Source organism: Methylobacterium sp. C25 (assembly GCF_021352225.1).
In the GTDB taxonomy this organism is placed as follows: domain Bacteria; phylum Pseudomonadota; class Alphaproteobacteria; order Rhizobiales; family Beijerinckiaceae; genus Methylobacterium.
In genome coordinates, this window is sequence record NZ_JAAUVI010000002.1 from 163,171 (window position 1) to 184,823 (window position 21,653).

The following is a 21,653-nucleotide window of genomic DNA, read 5'->3' on the forward strand; positions in this document are numbered from 1 at the left end:
ACGATGTCAGCGAGCCGTGTGACGGCTCGGCTCGCCGCTTGGCGGAAGACCCGGGGCTGTGAGTGACGAGAGGTCGGTGCCGCGCAGCGGCAACCGCGCGCCTACTGGTTCTCGCGGGCGGCGAGCCAGGACAATGTGAAATAAGCGACGATGGCGGCGCCCTGCAGGACGATCAGCAGGATCGGCATCGGCAGGAGTTGAGGCGTCAACACGGCGAGCGTGATGCCGCTGGTAGCGGCGAGCAGCCAGACCACGCCACCCCAGGCGCTGGTCAGCCAGAGGCCCACTGCAGCGGTGAAGTCGATCACGGCGAAATAGACCATCACCGTCTGCCGGCCGAGCGGCTCGCTTTCGAACGGAGGGCTGCCGGGAAGCACGTCGACGATATCGGCCCAGGTCAACACACCCTTGGCAACCCAGACCAGCGCCACGATGCGCATGAACCAGACCAGCACCGTGTCCCAATGCGTCTGCCGGCGCTCGGCACGCTCGATACGGTCGTTCGCGCCCTCGGCGCCTCCGATGCGCCCTCGGCCATCCCGCGTCGTGCCGACTTTTGTCAGGGCTTTCACCGGAAGGACCCGCTCAAGCGAAGGACGGCTCAGGGCCGTCGAGGGGTTCGAAGGCAGCAGCGATCGCCGCCGGATCGACCGCGTCGAGCGTGGCTGGCTGCCAGCGCGGCGCGCCGTCCTTGTCGACGATGACCGAGCGCACGCCTTCGAAGAAGTCGTTGCCGCCCATCACGCGGGTGCAGAGACGGTATTCCGTCAGCATTGCTTCGGCGAAGTCCAGATCGATCCCACGCCGCATCTGCTCGAACGCGATGAGCACACTCGTCGGCGAGCGCGAGCGGATCAGGGCCGCCGTCTCAGCCGGGAAGGATGCTCCGGACGACGCCGCCACGTCGAGGCGGCCGAGAACGTCGTGCAAGGTTGGGGCGGAGAAACACTCGTCGATCGTGCTGCGCTCGGCAACGAGCGGGCCGGTCTCGGGCCGTTCGGCCGTGAAGGCAGCAAGCGTGTCCTCGATATCCTCGCCCCTCGCCAGCGCGTTGACGATGGCCTCGAAATCGGCGGCCCGCGCGGCATGTGTGGCGAGACCGAGGGTGAGGGCATCGCCTGCTCCGACCCGTGCTCCTGTCACGGCGAGATAGGTGCCCGTGCGTCCTGGCAGGCGCGGAAGCGAATAGGTCATTCCGACATCGGGAAAGTAGCCGATGCCGGCCTCGGGCATGGCGAACATGTACTTCTCGGAGGCGACGCGCACGTCCCCGTGCAGCGAGAGCCCAACGCCTCCGCCCATCACGACGCCCTCGATCAGCGCGATGTAAGGCTTCGGATAGCGCTTCACGTAGGCGTCCAGCTGATACTCGCCGGTCCAGAACGCCATGGTCTCGTCGAAACGGCCGGCCTTGCCGAGTTCGTATATCTGGCGGATGTCGCCGCCTGCGCAGAAGGCCCGTCCGCCCGCCCCGCGGATGACGATCCGGCTGACAGCGTCGTCGGTTTCCCAGGCTTCCAACTGAGCGTGCATGGCTAGGATCATCGGCAGCGTCAGCGCGTTGAGCGCTTTCGGACGATTGAGGGTAATGAGGCCTGCCGCGCCTCGCCTTTCCAGGATGATTTCAGGACCGGCCTGATCCGACATGCACGCGCCTTCTCGTTGAAGCGCTTAGACGAAGTCTCAGACGCTCCGTCAATCACGGCCGAGCTGTCGTCGCGGGAAAGAGGGCTCGATCCGCGGCCACGCAAAAGTGGCGGCCGGCCTACTGGTTATCGACCGCCGCGCTCAGCGCCGGAGTCCAGCGCGCAACTTCGCTCTCCACGAGCTTTTGCAGGGCCGCGGGGCCGCGCTCGCTGCCCGTTGGGATCTTGCCGCCGAGCTTCAGCAGCCGCTCTCGCACGGTAGGGTCGTCGAGTGCCGCGTCGAGGGCGCCGACGAGCTTTGCCCTCACGTCTTTCGGCAGGTTCTTCGGCGCGAAGACGGCGTTCCAGGCGCTGACCTCGAAGCCGGGAAGCCCAGCCTCCCGCGTCGTCGGGACGTCTGGGAGGGCCGGCGAACGCTCCGGAGTGGCAATGGCGTAGGCCCTGATCGTTCCGGCCTTCAGGTGCGGCACCACATTGACGATCTGATCGGTCATGAAGTCGACCTGTCCGGAGACGAGGTCGTTCATGGCAGGGCCGGTGCCGCGATAGACGACGAAGGTCGGCTTCGCGTTGACCATCGCATCGAACAGCATCCCGGTTGAATGCGAGACTGAACCGACGCCGGCATGAGCCTGGCTATAGGTCGCGCCCTTGGTCTGCAGGGTCTCGATGAACCCCTTCAGGTCACTCGCCGGAAAATCCTTGCGGGCGACGACCAGCACCGGGGTTCCCGCCGCGACCCCGATCGGATCGAAGGTGCGGGCCGGGTCATATTTCAGGGTGCGGAAGAGGGCCGGAGCGGCCCCATGCGTGCCCATATGCCCGACCATGATGGTGTAGCCGTCGGGCTTGGCCCGCGAGGCCTCGGTGATGCCTGTGGTGCCGCCGCCGCCCGAGATGTTCTCGATCCGGATCGTCTGCCCGAGAGCCTTCGCCATGGACGGCGCGATGATCCGGGCGATCGTATCGGTCGGTCCGCCGGCCGCAAAAGGCACGACCAGGGCGATCGGTCGGTCCGGGTAGCCCTCCTCTGCCATTGTTGGAACCGATGCCGACAGAACCGCTCCCACGGCGAGAGCAGCAGCGAGCAGCGCGCGGGATCGATCGAGGGCGGACATCGGACATCCTCCTGGATGACAGCGCCTCACAGTTACGAGCAGCCGGTCATGGCCGGCAAGAGCTATGCCTGCCGGCCCTGTCGCGTGGTGATGCCGCCAGCGCGTTGATGCCGCCGAGGAAGCCGGTCGGCATCGCGTCATCAGGGCGCTGCGCCGAGCTTGCGGCGAATGGGCTCCCCACTCTCGCTGTCGCGGCGAGCCGGCTCCTCGGTATCGCCCCCCTTGCGCGCGGGAACGGTTCCGACGGCGCTCGCAATCTGGCCGAGCGCGTCTCGCACGGGCTCCAGCCCCTGAACGGTGATGAAGCTGGAGGCCGGTCCCATTGCTGGGATGAAGCCGGCTTCCGAGAGCGTCTTGAACACGGAGAAGTTGAGATCGCTCTGCACACTGGACCCGAGATTCACGTCGCTGATCATGGCGATCAGGTCGAATTCCAGGAACGGGTCGCCGATCTTCTTGAAGACGACGCGCGGTGGCGGCTGCTTGAGCACGTCCGCGTGGGCCTTCGCACACTCGACCAGCATCTCTGCCGCGCGCACCGGATCCTGGTTGCGCAGAACGCTCACCGAGACGATCACCCGCCCGCTGCGGTCGCCGCGCACGCGGTTCTTCACCACGCCCGAGATCAGGTTGGAATTCGGCACGATCACGGCCGAGCGGTCGAAGGTCTGGATCTCGGTCGAGCGCACCGAGATGCGCTTCACGATGCCCTCGCTGTCGCCGATCAGCACCTGGTCGCCGACCCGGATTGGGCGCTCCCAGAGCAAGAGCAGGCCCGAGACGAAGTTGTTGACGATGGACTGGAGGCCGAAACCGATACCGACCGAGAGCGCGCCGGCGACGATGGTGAGTTTCTCCAGGCTGAGGCCGAGATAGGAGAACGCCAGAGCGAGCGCGAGCAGGAAGCCGCAATAGCCCGCCATCGTCGAGATCGAGTTGCGTAAACCCGCATCGAGGTCAGTCGCGGGTAGGTAGGTATTCTCCAGCCAGCGCTGAATCGACCGTGTGACGAAGACCCCGAGCGCGAGGATGCCGAGGCCGAACACGATCCCGGAGAGCGAGATCGTGACGTCGCCGACCTTGAAGCCGAAAAAGGCCGAGCGCAGCGACGAGAAAACATCGTTCGAATCGAGCCCCCATGGTGCCAGCGCGAGGAGCAGCGCGACCGCGATGAGCACCAGCCGGGCCAGCCCCGTAGCGAGCACAGCGATCTGGTTGAGAGAGCGTTTGCGCAGGCCGGTATTGGCCTGGAGTGCGGTGGCGATCTTGGTGTCGTCGGTGAGTGAGCCGCCGATGAAGACGTCCGCGCTGGCAATGAGCAGCCAGAACAGCACGAAGAGGCTTGCCGTCCAGATCAATTGATCAACCAGGAACGACGCGAGGGCGACATAGCCGATAATGGCACCGATGCCGACGAGGACCGTCGCCGCCCAACCAAGCAGCCGCAGCGGGCCGCCAATGCCGCTCGACGTCTCGGTTCCGACGTAGGGACCGAAGCACGCCTCCTCCTTCTCCGCCGTGTCGGCGAAGCGGTGCAGGCCGATCGCCAGCAGCAACGCTGCGGTCACGGCACCGATGCCGCGGGTCGCGATGGAGATCGAAAGCGCGGCGTAGATGCCGGAGTTCAGAGCCTCGGTGGACTTCGAGACCGTAATGACGACCGCGATGCTGACCGCAAGGAGCTGTACGCGCCAGGCCGCCGCATCGCTGACTGGCGTCGGTCGCCAGGCCGGCTTGCCGACTGCCAGCAGCGCGTCGCAGAGCGCCTGGACAAAGGCGATGAAGGCAAGCCCGATCAGGATGGCGCTCGCCACCGGCATCAGCCGGGTCGGCAACAGGTTCGTGGCATCGAGCGCGTAGTAGATGGCATAGCTGCCGGCCACTGCCGGCACGGTGCCGAGGAGCAGCACGCGCCAGGCAGCAAGCAGCTTGGCTCGGCGGGATGGATCGGTCACCTTGATGTCGCGCCGGCCGAATTTTGGCGCGATGTTGCGCCGGCCGAAATACAGCGCGAACGAGATCCCGAAGGCCGCGCCGAGAACCAGCAGGTTCCACAGGCTGCCGTTGCGCGAGAAGAGATAGAGGATGTCTTCGAGCGCTGATTGAAGCGACTTGAGGTCCCGCGGCAGGTCGGCCCCGATCTTCATCCAGAGATCGGGACTGAACAGCGCGGATGAGCGCTCGAACAGGCCGCGGGTGAAGGCTGCACGGCGCTTGTTGGTGATCTGGTCGACGATCTGGTCGCTTTGGACCAGAAGCGACTTGGCCAGACGCTGTGTCTCGTCGATCTCGGTGACGGCGTGCTCGCGCTCGGCGCGCTCCTTGGCGACGTCCTCTCCCTCCTCCGTGTCCTTCGGCTTCGGCCCGAGTTGGGTCAGGCGCTCGCGCGCAGCCTCGAGCCGCGGCTCAAGGGCGGCGATGATCGTGCGGATCCGATCGGAAACGCTCTCCAGGCCGTCGCGGGCGCGGCTGAGAGCAGCGGGGTCGATGTCGCGGCCGGTGATCGACTTCTCGCGGGAATCGAGGTCGCCCTTGATCTGATCGAGGCGTCCGCGGACCGTCTTGATTCCCTCGGAGACCACCGGCTTCGCAACTGGCTTCGCCGCTGGAGCGGGTGTGGCCGCGGCGCCCTGTGCCGGCTGCGGCTTGTCGCCGCCAGCTTGGGGCGGCGGAGCCGCCTTCTGTTCCTGCGGTTGAGTGGGCGCCGCGCCCTGAGCCAGCGCCCCGGTTAGAGCCGCGAATCCGACACCTGCCAGGATTGCCGAGAGGGCCGCGATGCGCGCGGCGCGAAGGGTCGATCGAACCATCATCGTCCTTGTTCGAGGGCCGCGCCCGTGTCCGTGGCCAAAGTGATGTTCGCGACTGAGATGGAGCAGTTCGCGAAAATCGCACCGGTCGCGGTGTCTTCCGTCGCGGATCAATGGGGCGAAACGGTGCAGCTCGCACCTGAACATGTCGCTTAAGGATCGAATCTGTGCGCGCGACGTCTCGCCAATCCGACCGACCTTCACAACCCTGTCACGTCGATATTAGACTGAGCAGCAATGGACATGGCCCTGTCGTTTCGCTGCCGGGCAGCGACGATCGTCGTGACTCAGTCCGACGCCCCACTGCCCGCGTCTCACCGGCTGCCCCTCCCCGGCAGCCGTCGCCGCCGTTTCCATTCCGTTTTCGCTCCACGCCACCTCGGCGGCACTGTAACGGTCAAGCTTTCGCAGCGCGGAAGAAGAGCTGGGGGTGCCATGTCCGACCGGATCGGAGTATTGGACCAACCCACGGGGTCAGAGCTCGTGAACGCGATCAGAGAGTTGCGTCTATGACGAGTGCCCTCATCTTCGCTTTTGCCCTCCCATCGGCGGCGCGCTCCGAATGGCATTTCGGCGCGGCTGCCGATCATCGGAGGTCGACATGAACGCGCACGTCTCCAACCTGCGCACATTGGTGCTCAATGCCGACATGCAGCCGGTGAGCTGGGCGCCGCTCTCGGTCTGGAACTGGCAGGACGCGCTAGTGGCCGTGCTGCAAGAGCGCGTCATCCAAGTGAAGACCTACGACGACGTCGAGGTCCACTCCGCCAGCGAATCCTTCCAGGTTCCCTCGGTGGTGGCGCTCAAGAGCTACCACCGGCGCAAGAAAGTGGCTTTCACCCGGTACCACCTCTTCCTACGGGACGAGTTCACCTGCCAGTATTGCGGCGAGCGCCTGCCCCCGCAGGAACTGACCTTCGATCATGTCAATCCGCGTTCGAAGGGCGGTGAGTCGGTCTGGACCAACATCGTCGCGAGCTGCAGCGCGGACAACCTGCGCAAGGGCAACCGTTCGCTGGACCAGAGCGGAATGAACCTGCGCCGCAAGCCTTTCGAGCCGTCGCCCTACCAGCTCGACGCTATCGCCCGGCGTCTGCCCAAGGCCAAGAACGAGTTGCACAACACCTGGCTCGACTTCCTGTACTGGGACAGCCCGCTGGAAAGCTGAAGTCTCATCGCGCTTCGATGTGCGATCCGGCACTTGGCGGACAAGCGCGGGCCGCCATGGTCGGCTCCGGAAGCCCAGCGAAAGGTCGCCGGGCGAGGAGACCGTCATGGCCTGGGCCATTCTGTTCGTCGCCGGCCTGTTCGAGGTGGGCTGGGCCGTAGGACTGAAGTACGCGGACGGCTTCACGCGGCTTTGGCCATCGGTCTGGACGCTGGCGAGCATGGTGGTGAGCGTGGTGCTGCTCGCCTACGCGGTGAAATCCCTTCCGATCGGCACCGGATATGCGGTCTGGACCGGGATCGGCACGGTTGGCACGGCGATTCTCGGCATCGTGCTCTTCGCCGAGCCGGTCACCGCCATGCGGGTCGGCTGCATCGCCCTCGTGGTCGCGGGGATCCTCGGCCTGAAGCTCGCCGAGTGAGCGTCAGGGCGGCGGAAGTGCCGTCGCGCCCGAGCGCCAGGCGAGATCGAGGATCAGGCCGCGTGGATAGGTGTCGAGCACCGGCGCAACGGGCAGTCCTGCCGCGTTGAGCAGCCTCGCCGTCCAGTGGTTGCAGACATTCCCGAACCAGAAGCGGCCCGTGCCGGCATAGAACAGGCTCGGCCCGTAGAGGCCGGGGCCCTCCTCGATCGGCTGGCCGTCCTGGAGGCGAAAAGCGGCGTCGAGCCGGGCGAGCAGGCGTGCGAGGCCGGCCGGCGAGACGCGGATCGGCACGATCTCGGCCGCCGGGAAGACATGGCGCAGGTCGTCGGGCAGGCCGACTACCTGCACCACGCCGGCCCTGCCACCCGGGGTGAACAGCGCCTCGGCCGCGAGCCTCCAGTCGACGTCGGAGATCGTCGGCGTCGAGCGATAGAAGCGCGCCTCTCCCCAGCCGAATTCGATCTGGTCGTAGTCGCGGAAGCGGGTGGCGAGGTTCCGGAGCGCCGCAGCGGCGCCCTCGCCCCCCAGCGCCGCGCGGGGCAGCACGATGCCCGAATGCCAGCCATGGCTGACGAGGTGGATTTTTTGGGCGTTAGCTTCGGCGGGGGGGTAGAGGGCGGGATCGCCGGGCTTCGCCGTTAGCAGAGCGGCGATGAGCAGCGCCAGGACGACACTGGCAACGGCAAGGCCGAGACGGCGCAACCACGTCACGCCGGTTTCCCATCGAGCGCCCCTCCTCCCCACGAGGGAGAGGGAAAAAGCCGGCCCCTTACCCCTGATCCGTGAGCCGCGTCAGCGCCTCGCGGATCTTCTCCAGCCGCGCGGCCTCGCTGTCACGTCGTTCACGCTGCTCTTCGACGACCTCTTCCGGTGCGCGGGCGACGAAGTCGGCGTTATTCAGCTTGCCATCGAGCTTCTTGATCTCGCCCTCGGTTTTGCCCGCTTCCTTGCGCAGGCGGTCGACCTCGGCGGCGAGGTCGACGATGCCCTCCAGCGGGAGAGCCGCGACCGAGCCGCGCACGAGGAGCTGAACCGAGTTCTTCGGCGCATCCGTCTCGAATCGGATCTCGGACAGGCGGGCGAGGCGCAGCAGGGTGTCCTGCCAGCGCTGGACGCGCTCGCGCACGGTGCCGTCGACGCCGACGAGAACCAGCGGAATCTGTGCGCCGGCCGGCACGTTGGTCTCGGAGCGGGCCGAGCGGATCTCGGAGATCAGCTCGACCAGGAAGCCGACCTCGGCCTCGGCCTCGGAATTCGCGAGGCCGGAGAGATCGGGCCAGGAGGCGAGCGTCAGCAGGCCGCGATCGACCATGCCCTCGCCCTTGATCGCCCATAGCTCCTCCGTGAGGAACGGCATGAACGGGTGGAGCAGCTTGGCGATCTGATCGATCAGGTAGGCGATCGACTTCTGCGTCTCGTTCTTCAGCGCCGGATCGACGCCCTCGCCCTGCAGTACCGGCTTGGCGAGTTCGAGATACCAGTCACAGAAGATGTTCCAGACGAAGCGGTAGGCCGCGGCCGCCGCATCGTTGAAGCGGTAGGCGTCAAGCGCCGTGGCGACCTCGGAGACCGCGCGGGCGGCCTCGCCCAGCGCCCAGCGGTTGAGGACGGCCTTGGCCGCCTCCGGCTTGAAGTCCGGATCGAGGCGGCAGCCGTTCATCTCGGCGAAGCGCGAGGCGTTCCATAGCTTCGTCGCGAAGTTGCGGTAGCTCTCGACCTGGTTCGGGCCGAGCTTGATGTCGCGCCCCGGGGCGGCGAGCGCGGCCAGGGTGAAGCGCAGGGCGTCGGCGCCGTATTGCTCGATCAAGCCGAGCGGATCGACGACGTTGCCCTTCGATTTCGACATCTTGGCGCCGGTGGCGTCGCGGACCAGGGCGTGTAGGTAGACGGTCGAGAACGGTGCCTTGTCGGTGAGGTGGAGGCCCATCATGATCATGCGGGCGACCCAGAAGAACAGGATGTCCTTGCCGGTCACCAGCGTGTTGGTGGGGTAGTAGCGGGCGAGTTCCGGCGTCGCCTCGGGCCAGCCGAGGGTCGAGAACGGCCAGAGCGCCGAGGAGAACCAGGTGTCGAGGACGTCCTCGTCGCGCCGCAGGGTGACGGGGCCGCCGCGGGCCGACGCGGCTTTGGCCTGCGCCTCCTGCTCGTTCAGTGCGACGTAGATGCCGCCGTCCTCGTCGAACCAGGCCGGGATCTGGTGGCCCCACCAGAGCTGGCGCGAGATGCACCAGGGCTCGATGTTGGTGAGCCACTGGAAGAAGACCTTCTCGTTGTTCTCGGGGACGAAGCGGGTCTCACCGTCGCGCACCGCCTGGAGGGCGCGCTCGGCGAGCGGTTTCACGTTCACGTACCACTGGTCGGTGAGGTAGGGCTCGATGACCACGCCCGAACGGTCGCCATGCGGCACGGCGTGGACGTTGGGCTCGATCTTGAGGAGGAGGCCCTTCTCCTCCATCAGCGCGACGACGCGCTTGCGGGCGACGGCCCGGTCGAGGCCGTGGAGTTCCAGCGCCTCCGGCTCAGGATCGGCATCCTGCAGGAAGGCCTCGTTGCCGGCCAGCAGCATCTGCCCCTCTTCGTCGAGCACGTTGATGGCGCGCAGGCCGTGGCGCCGGCCGACCTCGAAGTCGTTGAAATCGTGGGCCGGGGTGATCTTCACTGCGCCGGTGCCCTTCTCCGGGTCGGAATAAGTGTCGGCGACGATCGGGATCGCGCGTCGCACCAGCGGCAAGAGCACCTTCTTGCCGATCAGGCCCGTGTAGCGCTTGTCGTCCGGGTGAACCGCGACGGCGGTGTCGCCGAGCATGGTCTCGGGGCGCGTGGTGGCGACCGTGATGGTCTCGCCGGTGAGGCCGTCGGCCTCGTCGACGACCGGGTAGTCGAAGTACCAGAGGTTGCCCTTGGTCTCGACCTGCAGGACTTCGAGGTCCGAGATCGCGGTCTGAAACTTCGGGTCCCAGTTCACGAGGCGCTTGTCGCGGTAGATCAGGCCCTGCGCATGCAGGTCGACGAAGGTCTTCAAAACGGCCTCTGAGAGGCCCTCGTCCATGGTGAAGCGCTCGCGCGACCAGTCGCAGGAGGCGCCGAGTCGCTTCAGCTGCCCAACGATGGCGCCGCCCGACTCTTCCTTCCAGGCCCAGACCTTCTCGAGGAAGGCCTCGCGGCCGAGCTCGCGCCGGCCGGGCTGCTGCCGCTCCATGAGCTGGCGCTCGACCACCATCTGCGTGGCGATGCCGGCATGGTCGGTGCCCGGCTGCCAGAGCACGTCGCGCCCGCGCATCCGCTCGAACCGGCAGAGGATGTCCTGCAGCGTGTTGTTGAGGGCATGGCCGATATGCAGCGAGCCCGTCACGTTCGGCGGCGGAATGACGATGCAGTAGGGCTCGGCGCCCGCGCGCTCGGGCCGGCCGGCACGGAACGCGCCCTCGGTTTCCCAGGCTGCGCCGACGCGCGCCTCGACGGCGGCGGGATCGAAGGTTTTGTCCATCATGGGGCGGTCGGGCCGTTGGTGCGGGCGGTCTTCTCAGGAAGACGCCGCTTTCAACCCTTCGCCGCCCCTGCGTCAACCGCGGGATCGCGCGATAGCCGGCCGAGACTACCGGCCTCTTGCAACCCGCTCGATCTCGGCGCGGACCAGGCGCTCGACCATGTTCGGCAGGTTCTCGTCGAGCCACGCTTTCAGCATCGGCTTGAGCATGTCCTTGACGAGGTCTTCGAGCGTGCGGGTGTTATTGGTCAATACGGTGTGGGCGAGCATTGTGAAATGCTGGCCGATGGCGTCATCCGTGTCCTTCGAGACGAGGCGCTCCACGACCTCTTCCTCGACCGCGGCTTGAAGACGCTGCGGCGCCTTCTCCGCAGCGGGGGGCGGTTGCGGCGGGGCGACCGGCTCGGGCTCGGTCATCGCAAAATCCACCTCGTCGAAGCCGAAATCGACCTCAGGTGGCTCGAAGGCGACGGGCTCGGGTCGGCGTACCGGCTTGGCGACTTGCGCGAGGTCGAGAACGTCGTCTGCGCGAGGCTTTGCGGCCGGCGATGGCGCTGGCTCCGGCTCTGCTTCGTTGCCGTTATCGTCCGCGATGATGCGTCGGATGGAGGCGAGGATCTCCTCCATGGAGGGCTCGCCCGCGGCGGGCTCCTTCATCTCCGGGAAACGGGGGCTTGCAGCACTCATCCTGACGACTACTCACGCGAGGGGTGCAGAAGAGAATCGGAGAAGATGGTTAACAATTCACTCGACGTTGACCAGGAAGCCGCCTGATCGCGCTGCGAGAGACGGGGAATCGCATCCCCGTCCCGGATCGAGGTCAGCGCCCGTCAGGCGTCGATACCCCGTACCAGAGGTCCTTGATCTGGTCGTAGTGTTCCTTGGCACTGTAGGGCGTGACCGGGAGCGAAGTGAAGCGCACGGTGAGCCGGCCGATGGATTGCACCACATCGTAGGAATAAACGACGCGGTCACGCTGAGCGAGGATCAGGTTCACGCGCGAACTCAGGAGTTCCTGCTGCGCGTTGAGGACGTCGAGGGTCGTGCGTTGGCCGACACGGGCCTCCTCACGCACGCCGTTCAGGGCAACCTCGTTGGCCTGGACTTGCGCTTGCGAGGCCAGAACCTGTGCCTTCGCGGCTTCGAGTCGGCCCCATGCCTGCACGATCACGGAGCGCACGCTATCGCGGTCGCGCTCGGCGATCAGTCGGGCCTGGCCGACCAACTCCTTGGCCTGACGGATCTGCGAGTACTCGGAGCCGCCCTGGTAGATCGGGATCGACAGGCGTCCGACGATCGAGGCAGCGGCGAAATTGTCGCCGGGAAATTGCGAGTCGTAGCGCTGCTGCACCTGCCCCTGGATGGCAGCGGTAGGCGACAGCATGCTCTCGGCGACCTTCACCTGCAACTCGGCCGCATCGACCGCGTGCAAAGAGGCCAGGATTTGCGGGTGCTCGTGCAGGCCGATCTCGATGCTCTCTTCGAGACTTTTCGGCACGAACCGATCGAACGGACGGCCCGGCGCGAGCTGGCGCGGCTCCACACCAATGTTCTGACGATACTGGGCGATCGCCGAGCGCAGCTGCGACTCGGCTCCGCTCACGCTTGAGCGGGCACCTGCCAGGCGGGCCTCGGCCTGTGCGACGTCGGTGCGCGTGACCTCGCCCACGTTGAAGCGGTCGCGGGTCTGCCGAAGCTGCTCTTCGAGCACTTCGACGTTGTTGCGCTGCAGCTCCAGGTTCGCCGTGCCGCTCAGGACGTACATGTAGGCCTGGGCTGCGTTGAACAGCGTCGTCATTTCCGTGAGGCGGATCGCCTCGCGGTTCGACAACACGTTCGACTCGGCCTGACGGGTCTGGCTGTCGGTCCGAAAGCCATTGAACAGGGTTTGGTTGATGGTGATGCCCGCGCCGCCGGGCCTTGTCACCTGGTTGAGCTGCTGGCTGGAGACTCGGCCCTGTGTCTGGGTCAGGCCGATATCCGCATCGATGGATACGGTCGGCCGATAGCCGGCCTGCGCCTGGTTCACGGTCTCGTCGACCGAACGCAGCCGGGCGCGCTCCGAGTTCAGAGCGGGGTTCGCGGCATAGGCCCGCGAAAGCGCGCTTTCTAGGGTTTCGGCTCCAGCCGGCCCGACGGTTACGAGCGCCAAAACGGCAGCGCTCGACAACCGACGCGCCCACCGCGCCGCAGGTGTCCGTACACTCACGCTCATCAGCCCTTGCGGTTTCTGAATGAACCGGCGGTCGCGATTGAGATTGCGACCTTCCACACGCCTGAAAGCGCGTTGCCGGCTTGCCCGCCTCAGTGCGAGCTTAGCCGATCGGGAACGCTGCGGGCCATATTGTGCAGGCGCGCTATCACCGATTGCTTAACGGTGGCGCATAAAGGCGACACTCGCTTAACCTGTGATGCAATCGCCCGTCAGAATGCGAAGCCGTGGGCCGCGGCAAAGTCCGGCAGTACCGGTAGGTTAGCGTCGAAGAGCGGGCGCGCGCCGAAGGCGTCGCCGGCTCGAACGAAGAGCGTGACCTTGGCGCCACGGTCCGGGCCGAGCACGCAGACCAAGCGTCCATCGTCCCGCAACTGGTCGAGCAGGGTTTGCGGCCGGGTCTCGACCCGCCCCTGGACCAGGATCGCATCGTAGGGACCTTGCGCTGCAACGCCCTCACCGAGCGGTCCGGCGATCACCTCGGCCGTTTGCCCGAGCCGCTCACGTGCCACCTGTGCCAAATCAGGGTCAGATTCGAGGGCCACCGCCCGCGCTTTCAACTCGGCGAGAAGCGCAGTTCCGTAGCCATAGCCTGCTGCCACGTCGAGCGCGCGCGCGCCCGGCCGGATCTTGAGCGCCTGGATCATGCGGGCGAGCACCATCGGCGCCGGCATGAAACGCGCGATCTCGCTGCCGCTGGAGAGCCGCAAGGTGCGGTCGATATAGGCGAAGTCCTCTGCCCCAGACTGCACGAAGCGCTCGCGGGGAACGGTGGCGAAGGCATCGAGCACCGGGATGTCGTTCACGTCGAACGTGCGCAACTGGCAATCGACCATGAGCTGTCGAGCCTGAGCGAAATCGAGCATGGAGGCTGCGACCCTTTTGGAAGGATCCGGTGCAGGCCTCGGGCGACCCCCGTGGTCGCTCGCCGCTCCGGCGCGCCGGGTTGTCGTGGATCGGTTCCAAAAAGGCAAGATTTCCGCGCGGCCTGAAGGCATCGGAACGGCGCAGGCTGCCGAGGCGGCACACTGCTATTCGGCGCCGCGAAATTCGGTCGCAACAAGGAAAAGGATGGAGTGTCGCGCGATGCTCGCGATATCGGCCCGTCGGGCCTCGATCGGTGCAATCGCCGAAAAAGATGGAGGCCTCGCCCGGAATCGAACCGGGGTGCAAGGATTTGCAGTCCTCTGCGTAACCACTCCGCCACGAGGCCGTCACGATGGCAGCGTCGGGATGCAACCATCATCTCCGACCGGGCGGCCGATCGGGGAGGACGGGTCTCTAGCAGAGCCGTAGGCCGATCGGCAACGGGGATTCCCGAACCATGGCGAATGGATTCTCTCCAGCCTCGGCTCAGCTCTGAGCCTGATCGCCATGCCAACAAGGTCTCTTGCGATCGTGGCACCGGAGCCACTTGCTTTGTTCGTCGGCGATGGGCTAAGGACCGCGCCGTGATCGCGACAGCGGCACCGGTGATCCCCGATAGCTCAGTTGGTAGAGCAGGCGACTGTTAATCGCCTTGTCGCAGGTTCGAGTCCTGCTCGGGGAGCCAATTTCCCATACATTTTGTTTTCGGCGGTTTTCTTGCGCAGTGCATGACAACAATCGTGCGGCGCTGCTGTTGGCCGTGCGCGGCCGAGGGGGTGTTCATCTCGCAACCGTGGGGGGCGTCGAACATTCGCCGTAAAAATTGTCGCAGATCCGTGCCCGGAAAGACCGAGATTCGCGCTCGGTTTGGGTGAGGTTGACGACATGAAGACGACGATCGCGACGGTTTTGATCGTGGGAAGCCTGACTGGCCTCGCGCCTGCAGCACAGGCCCGAGACGGCATCAGCGCGGGCGGCGCAGCCGCCCTCGGCGTGCTTGGTGGCCTCGCGGTCGGTGGTGCGATCGCTTCGTCGAACAACGACTATTACCCGGGCCGCCCGGTCTATCGCGCGCCTCGACCGGTCTACGTCGAGGAAGATGTCGGTCCCGTGTGCCATTTCGAACGCCGCCGCTATATCGACGCCTATGGTGACGTTCTCTTTCGGCGAGTTCGTGTCTGCGAATAAGTCCGCGCGAGAATGAGAATGCCCGGCCAGCATTGCCTGAGCCGAGCTTTTTTATGCGCCTTCGCCGATTAGGCGCGGCACGATGCAGATCGGTTCTGAGGGCGCTGGTAGAGCAGCGGCAAACAGCTCGAAGTTTTCCAAGCATAGAAGTCGGTACGCAGGCTCCGAACCGAATTTTGGGATCAATGCGGCGCGAACGGCCCGGGATTGGGCCCTGGAACTGGCTGAGGTTCGCGCTTCCCACGGTCGTCAGACTGCGGTTTCTGGCCGTCGACCGGACGGCTGGCGGCATCACCCTGCCCCGGGCGCTCCCTGTCCGGCTCGCTGCGCCCGACCTTTTCGTCATGCTCCTCAATTAGCTCTTCGGCAGTATCCCGGTCGCGCTCGCGATCCATCGCTCATCTCCTCGTTTACGAGTGACGAACTTTCGAACGGGCGTTCGGTTTCCCGCGTCGGCCAGCGAGCCCGGTCGAGCCTCGGGTTGCGCGCGCCCGGCTCTCTTCGCACCGTCCGCGTGGCGAGGCGCAGGGCGGCCTCGGTATGAGATTCCTGTCTTCTGCCCATTCGGCCGCTGTGGAGCCGAGGAAGGGTGTCGCTCGACCGAGCGTTCCTCATCGACGAACGCAGGAGGTCGGGCGACTTCTGATGGAAATGAATTTTCTAAGCGAAGGCGTCCGACTGAGGCCGGTTTGATCCAAGTGACAATCTGAGGCGCTGGACTGGAGCGGATGTGCAGACGCTGGCGACCGTTCAGGCTGGGATCGGCCGGGGCTTCCCGTCGTCGTCGATCGCTACGAACACGAAGGTTGCTGCGGTCACCTTTTCGCGGACCTGCGTGCGGAAGCGGCGGGCCCAGGCCTCGACCTCGATCGTCATGGAGGTGCGGCCGACGCGGCCGATGCGCGTATAGACGCAGAGAACATCGCCAACATGAACCGGGCGGATGAAAGTCATGGCATCGAGGGCGACCGTGACCACCCTGCCCTGCGCGCGGTCGACACCGGCGATGCCGCCGGCCTGGTCCATCTGCGAGAGGACCCATCCGCCGAAGATGTCGCCGTTGGCGTTGGTGTCGGCGGGCATCGCGATGGTGCGGACAGTAAGCTCGCCCTTCGGCTCGCCTTCGGCAACCGCCTCATCCATCTGCGCTTTCTCCCGCTTCGACTGCGCGTCCTTTATGCTCTGCGCAATCGATCGGGTCCAGTTGGAGCAGCTGCTAGAAGAAGCGCTCCTTGATCACAATGGTGTCGCCCGGTCGCACCGGATAACTCATCGGAACGATGCCGTTGACGAGGCCCCCCGGCCCTTCGCGCGTCAGCACGGCGTAGTCGCGCGCGGCGCGTGCGCCGAAGCCGGCGGCGATGGCCACAGCCGTCTCGACCGTCATGCCATTCACGTACTGGTACTGGCCCGAGGTCGTGACCTCGCCAAGGATGTAGAACGGCCGGTAGGCGTCGATCTCGACGGTGACATGCGGCTCGCGCAGGAACCCGTTCGAGAGCTTGCTCTCGATGAGTCGCGCGGCCTGCGCCGTGGTCTGGCCGCCGACCTGGACGGTGCCGACCAGCGGCAGCGCCACTCGGCCTCCGCCATCGACGGCGTAGATGTTCGAGAGGTTGTCCTGGCCAAATACGATGATGCGCAGCTTGTCGCCTGCCGACAGCGTGTAGCGCGCGGCGATGGAGCCGGTGCCGGTCGCGTCGAGTTCGCTGGTGCGGAAGTCCGGGCGCAAGCAGCCGCCGAGTGCCAGCGTCGACGCGAGAGCCAGGATCAGTGCTCGCCGGTTCATACGAATACGCCGTCGTTACGAAATGACTGATCCGGGTCTACGGCGATATGGTTAATGAAAGCTGACGTCCTGCATTCAGACACAGTCGCAATCAACGAGCTTAACTGTCAGTAAACCATGCCGGGTCTTATTGGTTAAGAGGGCCTTCGGGTCCCTGAAGTCTTGCCTTGCGTAAAGACGGTTGCCATGCCTCGCCGTTCATCGACTACCGATCCCTCGCCGCATCTGTCCTACCCGCCCTCGGCGCGGGATGGGCTGACGCTGTCGCAGGTCGCTCCGATCCTGCGGCGGTCCTGGGCCTGGATCCTCGTCCCGACCCTGCTGGTGGCGGCCGGCGCGGGTGTCTTCGTGCAGGTGGTCCCGCCCCGCTACACGGCGGAGTCGAAGATCCTGCTGGAGACCCGCGACCCGTCCTTTGCCCGCACCGCGACGGAGCGCGGCGATCAGGCGCAGCCGATCGACGAGCAGGCGGTGGCGAGCCAGGTCCAGGTGGTGATGTCGCGAGACCTCGCCCGTGAGGCGGTGCGCCGGCTCGACCTCGTCGGCAACCCCGAATTCGATCCGACCGCCGGCGAGCCCGGCCTGATCCGGCGTCTCCTGATGCTGGCAGGCCTGCGGAAGCCATCCCTCGACGCCAAGCCCGAGGACCGCGTCCTCGATACCTATTTCGACCGGCTCCTGGTCTATCCGGCCGGTAAGTCGCGAATCCTGCAGGTCGAGTTCAAGTCGGGCGATCCAGAGCTCGCCGCCAAGGCTGCCAACACGATCTCGGAGCTGTACATCGCTTCGCTGGAGGCCGCGAAAGTCGACACGGCCCGCTACGCGTCGACCTGGCTCGGCAGCAACATCGATACCCTGCGCGCTCGCGTTGCCGACGCCGAGGCGAAGGTCGAAGCCTACCGTGCCAAAAACGGCTTGATCAGCTCGGTCAACACCTCCGGCACCTCGCTCGGCGGTCAGCAGCTCGGCGAACTGTCGAGCCAGCTCTCGCAGGCCCGCACGATCAAGGCCGATCTCACGGGCCGCGTGAAGCTGCTCAAGGAGATGATCAAGGAAGGCCGCGCTTTCGAGATACCCGACGTCGCCAACAACGAACTGATCCGCCGCACGGTCGAAAGCCGGATGACGCTGCGCGCGCAGCTCGCCCTCGAATCGCGCACGCTGCTGCCGGCACATCCGCGCATCAAGGAGTTGACCGCGCAGGTCGAGGATCTCGACGCGCAGATCAAGGCCGCCGCCGAGCGCATCGTGCGCACGCTGGAGAACGACGCCAAGATCGCCAGTGCCCGCGTCGACAGCCTTCAGGCGACCGTGCAGGGCCAGAGCGACGTCGTCGCCAAAGGCAATTCCAGCGAGATCCAGCTTCGTGCCCTGGAGCGCGAGGCCAAGGTTCAGCGCGAGCAGCTTGAATCCTACCTCTCCCGCTACCGCGAGGCAGCCGCGCGCGACGCCGAGAGCGCGACGCCCGCCGATGCGCGCATCGTTTCGCGTGCGATGGTGCCGGAGCTGCCCTCCTTCCCGAAGAAGATCCCGATCGTCGGCTTCGCCACGATGCTGACGCTCATGCTCGCCGTCGCCGCCGTGCTCGGCCGCCACCTGCTCGCGACGCCGGAGGACGATCTCGACCGGCGCGCCACCCGTAGCGGATCGGGCCGCGACCCGTCCGGCACGATAGAGCCGGCTGCTGACCGCAGCGACTATCCCGAGCCGATGCCGCCGACCCGGCGCCGTCAGTCGCCCCGCATCGTTCCCGCCTATGGCAGCTTTGAGGCGCCTGTCACTGTCCACGCCGCCTTCCCTCGCCTCGTGGCAGAAGCGCGCGCCACGCCGTCCGTCGAGACGCCGGAGCAGGCTCGGCCGGCCGCGGCACAGGACGACCGCTACGCCCTGCAGATCCTGATCGATCGGCTCGGTACGACGACCGCTCAGGGTGGACGCTGCGTTCTCGTCGTCGAGACGACCGAGCCTGCCACCGCAACGGACGGCCTCGCCTGCGGTCTCGCTCGCGCTCTGGCCCCTCGCGCCACGACCCTGCTCGTGGATGTCGCTGGCGAGCCGGCCGGCCGCGGACATCCGGGCCTGACCGACCTCGTCGTTGGGGGGGCAGCCTTCCTCGACGTGATCCACCGTGCTGCTGGCTCGCGTCACCACGCGATCCGCACGGGCCTTGCCGACCGGTCGGTGCTGCTCGACGAGCCGCACGGCCTCGCCATCGGCCTCAACGCGATGGCACAGGCCTATGACTGGGTGATCTGCCGGCTGGTCGCGACGACGACCAATCCGGCCGACGACATGATGTCCGCTCTATCCGCCTGCATGGACTCGGTGGTGATCGCCTCCGACGCTGAGCCGGACGATGCTGGTCTCGTTGCCCTCTACGGCCTCGCTACCGAGGCCGGCGCGGGACAGGTGCTCGTGGCCCGCGATCCCCATGCTGAGGCGGCCGAGCCGCAGATGGCGCTCCGCCTGTCGGCCTGAAGGCGCTACGAGCGGCGCAGTTTGCGCAGGCGGCTTACCGCCTGCCACAGCTGTGGCGAGCGCTTGATGCGGCGCTTGAGCCGCGAGGCCGCGTTCGCCGCCAGCACGAACAGCTGACCACGCAGGGTCACCGGGATCAGCACTTCGACAAGTTCGATGGTTTCGTCGCAGATGCTCGACTTGTAGCGCGCTTCGCCGACACCGAGATCGAAGGCACGGCGCCCGGCGCTCGTCTGCTGGCCGATCAGGTGGTGCAGCAGGAGGTCGCCGGGGCTGAAGCGGCCGATCTCGGGATCGGGGTCGAACGAGGTCCACATCCCGCTGAAGCGGTCGTCGTTCACGGCGCCCCCGAAGGTCGCGAGCACCCGCCTGTCGTTTCTCGCGATCAGCGCATGCAGCTCGATCGCAGGGCGGCCCTCGCAGGGAGCGGTCGCACCTGCGATGAAGCGTCTCACGTCGTCGTCGGTGTAGGGGTTGGCGATACCCATGGCGGCGAAGCGCGTGCGCTTCTGTTCGTAGAAAGCCTCGAGGATCGCGGCGATGCTCTCGGGCGTCGTCGCCTGTACGTAGTCCACGGGGCCGAGTGCCTCGACGAGCTTGCGCTCCTTGGCGCGCAGCTTCTTGCGGGCGTCGCCGCTGAAGGAGCGCTTCACCGTTGCTTCGGCATCGGGGCCGAGCATAAGGCCGTAGGCGTCGCTGGCGCAGGGTGTGCCCCTGGCACTGAGCGGGTTGGCAGAGCCGTCCCAGAAGCGCGGCTGATGATCGAGGGCGTAGGCATCGATGCCCGCCGCCTGCCCGGCCCGCACGAGCGCAGCCTCCACCTCCTCCGCGGACAGTCCGGCGGCCTGATGCGAGGCAAAGAGAGGCATGTGGTAATTGGCGTGCTTGGCGCCGACAACGCGTGCCACCGTGAACCCGCGCATCCGTGCAATCAAAAGCGCCATCAGTGCAGCGGGCCGGCCAGCAGCGTCCCGCAGAACCAGGATGCGCAGGCGATCCTGCGCCTCAAGGCCCGCTACAAAGGCGGCGACCCAGTCGAAGCGCTGATACGGCGTCGCGAGGGCCTCTGGCGCCGTTTCCATGCTGCGCCAGAGCGCCTCGACACTCGCGAGGTCGGTGAAGAGCTCAGCCGTCAGGCCGTCGCGCAAGCTGTCACGGATCATGCCCGCACCCGTCAGGTCCTGTGCCAGACTCGTCATCGACCCGTCCTTGCCGGCCATTCGTCGTCCCCGGTCCAGTCGAGATAGCCCGCGAGAGCTGAACTCGGGATTGAAGGAGCCGGAACCGCCGGTGGCCGTCACCGGCGATCTCGCCGGATGGGTAACGAAAGCTTGTTCACTCACTCGCTACAGTCGCTGGCCGGGTTTCGTTCCGCAGGGCTTACGATGCTGTCGTCGCGCAATCGTCACCGGCTGTTCAGGGCCGGCTTCTCGGCCGTGTCGCTTGCCGGTGCGGACCGCTGGCTGGCACCGGCCACGCGCGGACGCGGACTGATCCTGACCTTCCACCACGTCCGCCCGGCGGCGCCGGCAGCATATGCGCCGAACAGTCTGCTCGCGATCACGCCGGACTTTCTCGATCGCACACTCACCCTGCTGCGGGCACGCGGTTTCGAACTGATCGGGCTCGACGCAGTCCCGGAGCGTTTGAGTGGGCGGGCCACCCAGGCACCCTTCGCTGTCCTGACCTTCGACGACGGCTATCGCGACAACCTGCAATTCGCTGCGCCCATTCTGGCGCGGCATGGCGCGCCTTGGACGCTGTTCGTCGCGAGCGATTTCGCGGAGGGGCGCGGACGCCTCTGGTGGATTGAACTCGAGCGGGCGATCGCCGCGCTCGACCGCGTCGCTCTGAGCCCTGAGCAGACGGGTGGGCTCGCCCTCGACCTGCTGGCTGGCGATGCGGCGCAGAAGTCGGCGGCCTTCGACGCCGTCTACCGCGCCTTGCGGTCGGCTCCGGAAGAGCGCCTGCTCGCGACGATCGCAGCGCTCTGCGAGCGCGCCGGCTTTGCACCCGGAAAGGTCGCCGAAGAGCTATGCCTGTCGTGGGACGAATTGCGCGCCCTTGCCGCTAATCCCGCTGTGACGATCGGTGCACATACGGTGAGCCATCCGATGCTTGCCAAGCACGATGAAACCTTCGCGCGGCGCGAGGTCGCCGAGAGCCGCGCACGGATCGCGGCCAGTCTCGGCCGCGACATCCGGCACCTTTCCTTCCCGGTTGGCGATCCGACCTCGGCGGGCCCTCGCGAATTCGCGATCGCACGAGAACTCGGTTTCGCGACCGCGGTGACGACGCGCCCCGGTCACCTCTTCGCCGATCATGCCGGGCATCTGCATGCTCTGCCGCGTGTCTCGATTAATGGGCTGCATCAGACCGATGCGGCGCTGGCGAGCCTGATCTCGGGCGTTCCGTTCTTGGTCTGGAATCGCGGCCGGCGGATCAATGTCGGCTGATGCGAGAGTCAGC

At 66.5% G+C, this 21,653-nt stretch carries 17 protein-coding genes and 2 tRNA genes; 6 read left to right on the plus strand and 13 right to left on the minus strand.

What is annotated here, in order from left to right; genetic code table 11:
• Window positions 1-101 precede the first annotated feature (101 nt).
• From HCU64_RS07075 to HCU64_RS07090, 4 genes are all read right to left on the minus strand, one after another.
• The gene (locus HCU64_RS07075; RefSeq protein ID WP_233383133.1) at window positions 102-572 is read right to left on the minus strand and encodes a DUF6163 family protein; all 471 of its coding nucleotides are present in this window, start codon (window positions 570-572) and stop codon (window positions 102-104) included.
• A 13-nt stretch (window positions 573-585) separates the two neighbouring features.
• Window positions 586-1,647: an enoyl-CoA hydratase/isomerase family protein gene (locus HCU64_RS07080; protein WP_233383134.1), complete on the minus strand. Its 1,062-nt coding sequence runs from the start codon at window positions 1,645-1,647 to the stop codon at window positions 586-588.
• 118 nt (window positions 1,648-1,765) lie between these two features.
• The gene (locus tag HCU64_RS07085; protein WP_233383653.1) at window positions 1,766-2,683 is read right to left on the minus strand and encodes a tripartite tricarboxylate transporter substrate-binding protein; all 918 of its coding nucleotides are present in this window, start codon (window positions 2,681-2,683) and stop codon (window positions 1,766-1,768) included.
• Window positions 2,684-2,904: 221 nt separating this feature from the next.
• Window positions 2,905-5,574 (minus strand): DUF3772 domain-containing protein, encoded by a 2,670-nt coding sequence (locus tag HCU64_RS07090; RefSeq protein WP_442785921.1) that lies wholly within the window; start codon window positions 5,572-5,574, stop codon window positions 2,905-2,907.
• Window positions 5,575-6,172: 598 nt separating this feature from the next.
• Here HCU64_RS07090 and HCU64_RS07095 point away from each other — a divergent pair.
• Both HCU64_RS07095 and sugE read left to right on the plus strand, forming a co-directional pair.
• The gene (locus tag HCU64_RS07095) at window positions 6,173-6,739 is read left to right on the plus strand and encodes an HNH endonuclease (RefSeq protein ID WP_233383135.1); all 567 of its coding nucleotides are present in this window, start codon (window positions 6,173-6,175) and stop codon (window positions 6,737-6,739) included.
• Window positions 6,740-6,845: 106 nt separating this feature from the next.
• Window positions 6,846-7,160 (plus strand): quaternary ammonium compound efflux SMR transporter SugE, encoded by a 315-nt coding sequence (gene sugE / locus HCU64_RS07100; protein ID WP_233383136.1) that lies wholly within the window; start codon window positions 6,846-6,848, stop codon window positions 7,158-7,160.
• A 3-nt stretch (window positions 7,161-7,163) separates the two neighbouring features.
• Here sugE and HCU64_RS07105 read toward each other — a convergent pair whose 3' ends face one another.
• The 6 genes from HCU64_RS07105 to HCU64_RS07130 form a co-directional block, all read right to left on the minus strand.
• Entirely contained in the window at window positions 7,164-7,874 is a 711-nt protein-coding gene (locus HCU64_RS07105; protein ID WP_233383137.1) for a DUF2459 domain-containing protein, read from the minus strand.
• Between the two features lie 58 nt (window positions 7,875-7,932).
• Complete coding sequence (locus tag HCU64_RS07110) at window positions 7,933-10,653, minus strand: valine--tRNA ligase (protein ID WP_233383138.1); 2,721 nt, start codon at window positions 10,651-10,653, stop codon at window positions 7,933-7,935.
• A 105-nt stretch (window positions 10,654-10,758) separates the two neighbouring features.
• Window positions 10,759-11,337: a PopZ family protein gene (locus tag HCU64_RS07115; RefSeq protein WP_233383139.1), complete on the minus strand. Its 579-nt coding sequence runs from the start codon at window positions 11,335-11,337 to the stop codon at window positions 10,759-10,761.
• A 133-nt stretch (window positions 11,338-11,470) separates the two neighbouring features.
• Window positions 11,471-12,865, minus strand: coding sequence for a TolC family outer membrane protein (locus HCU64_RS07120; RefSeq protein WP_233383140.1), 1,395 nt, complete (start codon window positions 12,863-12,865; stop codon window positions 11,471-11,473).
• A 209-nt stretch (window positions 12,866-13,074) separates the two neighbouring features.
• Window positions 13,075-13,728 carry a protein-L-isoaspartate O-methyltransferase family protein gene (locus tag HCU64_RS07125; protein WP_233383141.1) on the minus strand — a complete coding sequence of 218 codons (654 nt, stop codon included), beginning with the start codon at window positions 13,726-13,728 and terminating at the stop codon, window positions 13,075-13,077.
• Window positions 13,729-14,001: 273 nt separating this feature from the next.
• Window positions 14,002-14,075: transfer RNA gene (locus HCU64_RS07130), tRNA-Cys, on the minus strand.
• A gap of 263 nt (window positions 14,076-14,338) precedes the next feature.
• Between HCU64_RS07130 and HCU64_RS07135 the strand changes: the two genes are divergently transcribed.
• Both HCU64_RS07135 and HCU64_RS07140 read left to right on the plus strand, forming a co-directional pair.
• Window positions 14,339-14,414: transfer RNA gene (locus HCU64_RS07135), tRNA-Asn, on the plus strand.
• A 200-nt stretch (window positions 14,415-14,614) separates the two neighbouring features.
• Window positions 14,615-14,917, plus strand: a complete 303-nt coding sequence (locus HCU64_RS07140) for a hypothetical protein (protein WP_233383142.1) — start codon at window positions 14,615-14,617, stop codon at window positions 14,915-14,917.
• Window positions 14,918-15,667: 750 nt separating this feature from the next.
• On the opposite strand, the gene HCU64_RS07145 is transcribed toward HCU64_RS07140, so the two are convergent.
• Complete coding sequence (locus HCU64_RS07145; RefSeq protein ID WP_233383143.1) at window positions 15,668-16,060, minus strand: acyl-CoA thioesterase; 393 nt, start codon at window positions 16,058-16,060, stop codon at window positions 15,668-15,670.
• 73 nt (window positions 16,061-16,133) lie between these two features.
• A complete protein-coding gene (locus HCU64_RS07150; protein WP_233383144.1) occupies window positions 16,134-16,706 on the minus strand; it encodes a polysaccharide biosynthesis/export family protein in 573 nt (190 codons plus the stop codon).
• A 186-nt stretch (window positions 16,707-16,892) separates the two neighbouring features.
• On the opposite strand from HCU64_RS07150, the gene HCU64_RS07155 reads away from it, so the two are divergent.
• A complete protein-coding gene (locus HCU64_RS07155; RefSeq protein ID WP_233383145.1) occupies window positions 16,893-19,184 on the plus strand; it encodes a GumC family protein in 2,292 nt (763 codons plus the stop codon).
• A gap of 5 nt (window positions 19,185-19,189) precedes the next feature.
• Here the strand turns inward: HCU64_RS07155 and HCU64_RS07160 are convergent, their stop codons facing one another.
• Window positions 19,190-20,383, minus strand: a complete 1,194-nt coding sequence (locus HCU64_RS07160; protein WP_233383146.1) for a GNAT family N-acetyltransferase — start codon at window positions 20,381-20,383, stop codon at window positions 19,190-19,192.
• A 186-nt stretch (window positions 20,384-20,569) separates the two neighbouring features.
• Between HCU64_RS07160 and HCU64_RS07165 the strand changes: the two genes are divergently transcribed.
• Window positions 20,570-21,640: a polysaccharide deacetylase family protein gene (locus tag HCU64_RS07165; RefSeq protein ID WP_233383147.1), complete on the plus strand. Its 1,071-nt coding sequence runs from the start codon at window positions 20,570-20,572 to the stop codon at window positions 21,638-21,640.
• Window positions 21,641-21,653: the final 13 nt, after the last annotated feature.

Bases quoted from the DNA above. Each gene is read 5' to 3' on its own strand.
- HCU64_RS07090 (WP_442785921.1), bottom strand. From the start codon at position 5,574: ATGATGGTTCGATCGACCCTTCGCGCCGCGCGCATCGCGGCCCTCTCG.
- HCU64_RS07085 (WP_233383653.1), bottom strand. From the start codon at position 2,683: ATGGCAGAGGAGGGCTACCCGGACCGACCGATCGCCCTGGTCGTGCCT.
- HCU64_RS07080 (WP_233383134.1), bottom strand. From the start codon at position 1,647: ATGTCGGATCAGGCCGGTCCTGAAATCATCCTGGAAAGGCGAGGCGCG.
- HCU64_RS07125 (WP_233383141.1), bottom strand. From the start codon at position 13,728: ATGCTCGATTTCGCTCAGGCTCGACAGCTCATGGTCGATTGCCAGTTG.
- HCU64_RS07120 (WP_233383140.1), bottom strand. From the start codon at position 12,865: ATGAGCGTGAGTGTACGGACACCTGCGGCGCGGTGGGCGCGTCGGTTG.
- HCU64_RS07110 (WP_233383138.1), bottom strand. From the start codon at position 10,653: ATGATGGACAAAACCTTCGATCCCGCCGCCGTCGAGGCGCGCGTCGGC.
- HCU64_RS07155 (WP_233383145.1), top strand. From the start codon at position 16,893: ATGCCTCGCCGTTCATCGACTACCGATCCCTCGCCGCATCTGTCCTAC.
- sugE (WP_233383136.1), top strand. From the start codon at position 6,846: ATGGCCTGGGCCATTCTGTTCGTCGCCGGCCTGTTCGAGGTGGGCTGG.
- HCU64_RS07145 (WP_233383143.1), bottom strand. From the start codon at position 16,060: ATGGATGAGGCGGTTGCCGAAGGCGAGCCGAAGGGCGAGCTTACTGTC.
- HCU64_RS07160 (WP_233383146.1), bottom strand. From the start codon at position 20,383: ATGACGAGTCTGGCACAGGACCTGACGGGTGCGGGCATGATCCGTGAC.
- HCU64_RS07165 (WP_233383147.1), top strand. From the start codon at position 20,570: ATGCTGTCGTCGCGCAATCGTCACCGGCTGTTCAGGGCCGGCTTCTCG.
- HCU64_RS07140 (WP_233383142.1), top strand. From the start codon at position 14,615: ATGAAGACGACGATCGCGACGGTTTTGATCGTGGGAAGCCTGACTGGC.
- HCU64_RS07150 (WP_233383144.1), bottom strand. From the start codon at position 16,706: ATGAACCGGCGAGCACTGATCCTGGCTCTCGCGTCGACGCTGGCACTC.
- HCU64_RS07115 (WP_233383139.1), bottom strand. From the start codon at position 11,337: ATGAGTGCTGCAAGCCCCCGTTTCCCGGAGATGAAGGAGCCCGCCGCG.
- HCU64_RS07095 (WP_233383135.1), top strand. From the start codon at position 6,173: ATGAACGCGCACGTCTCCAACCTGCGCACATTGGTGCTCAATGCCGAC.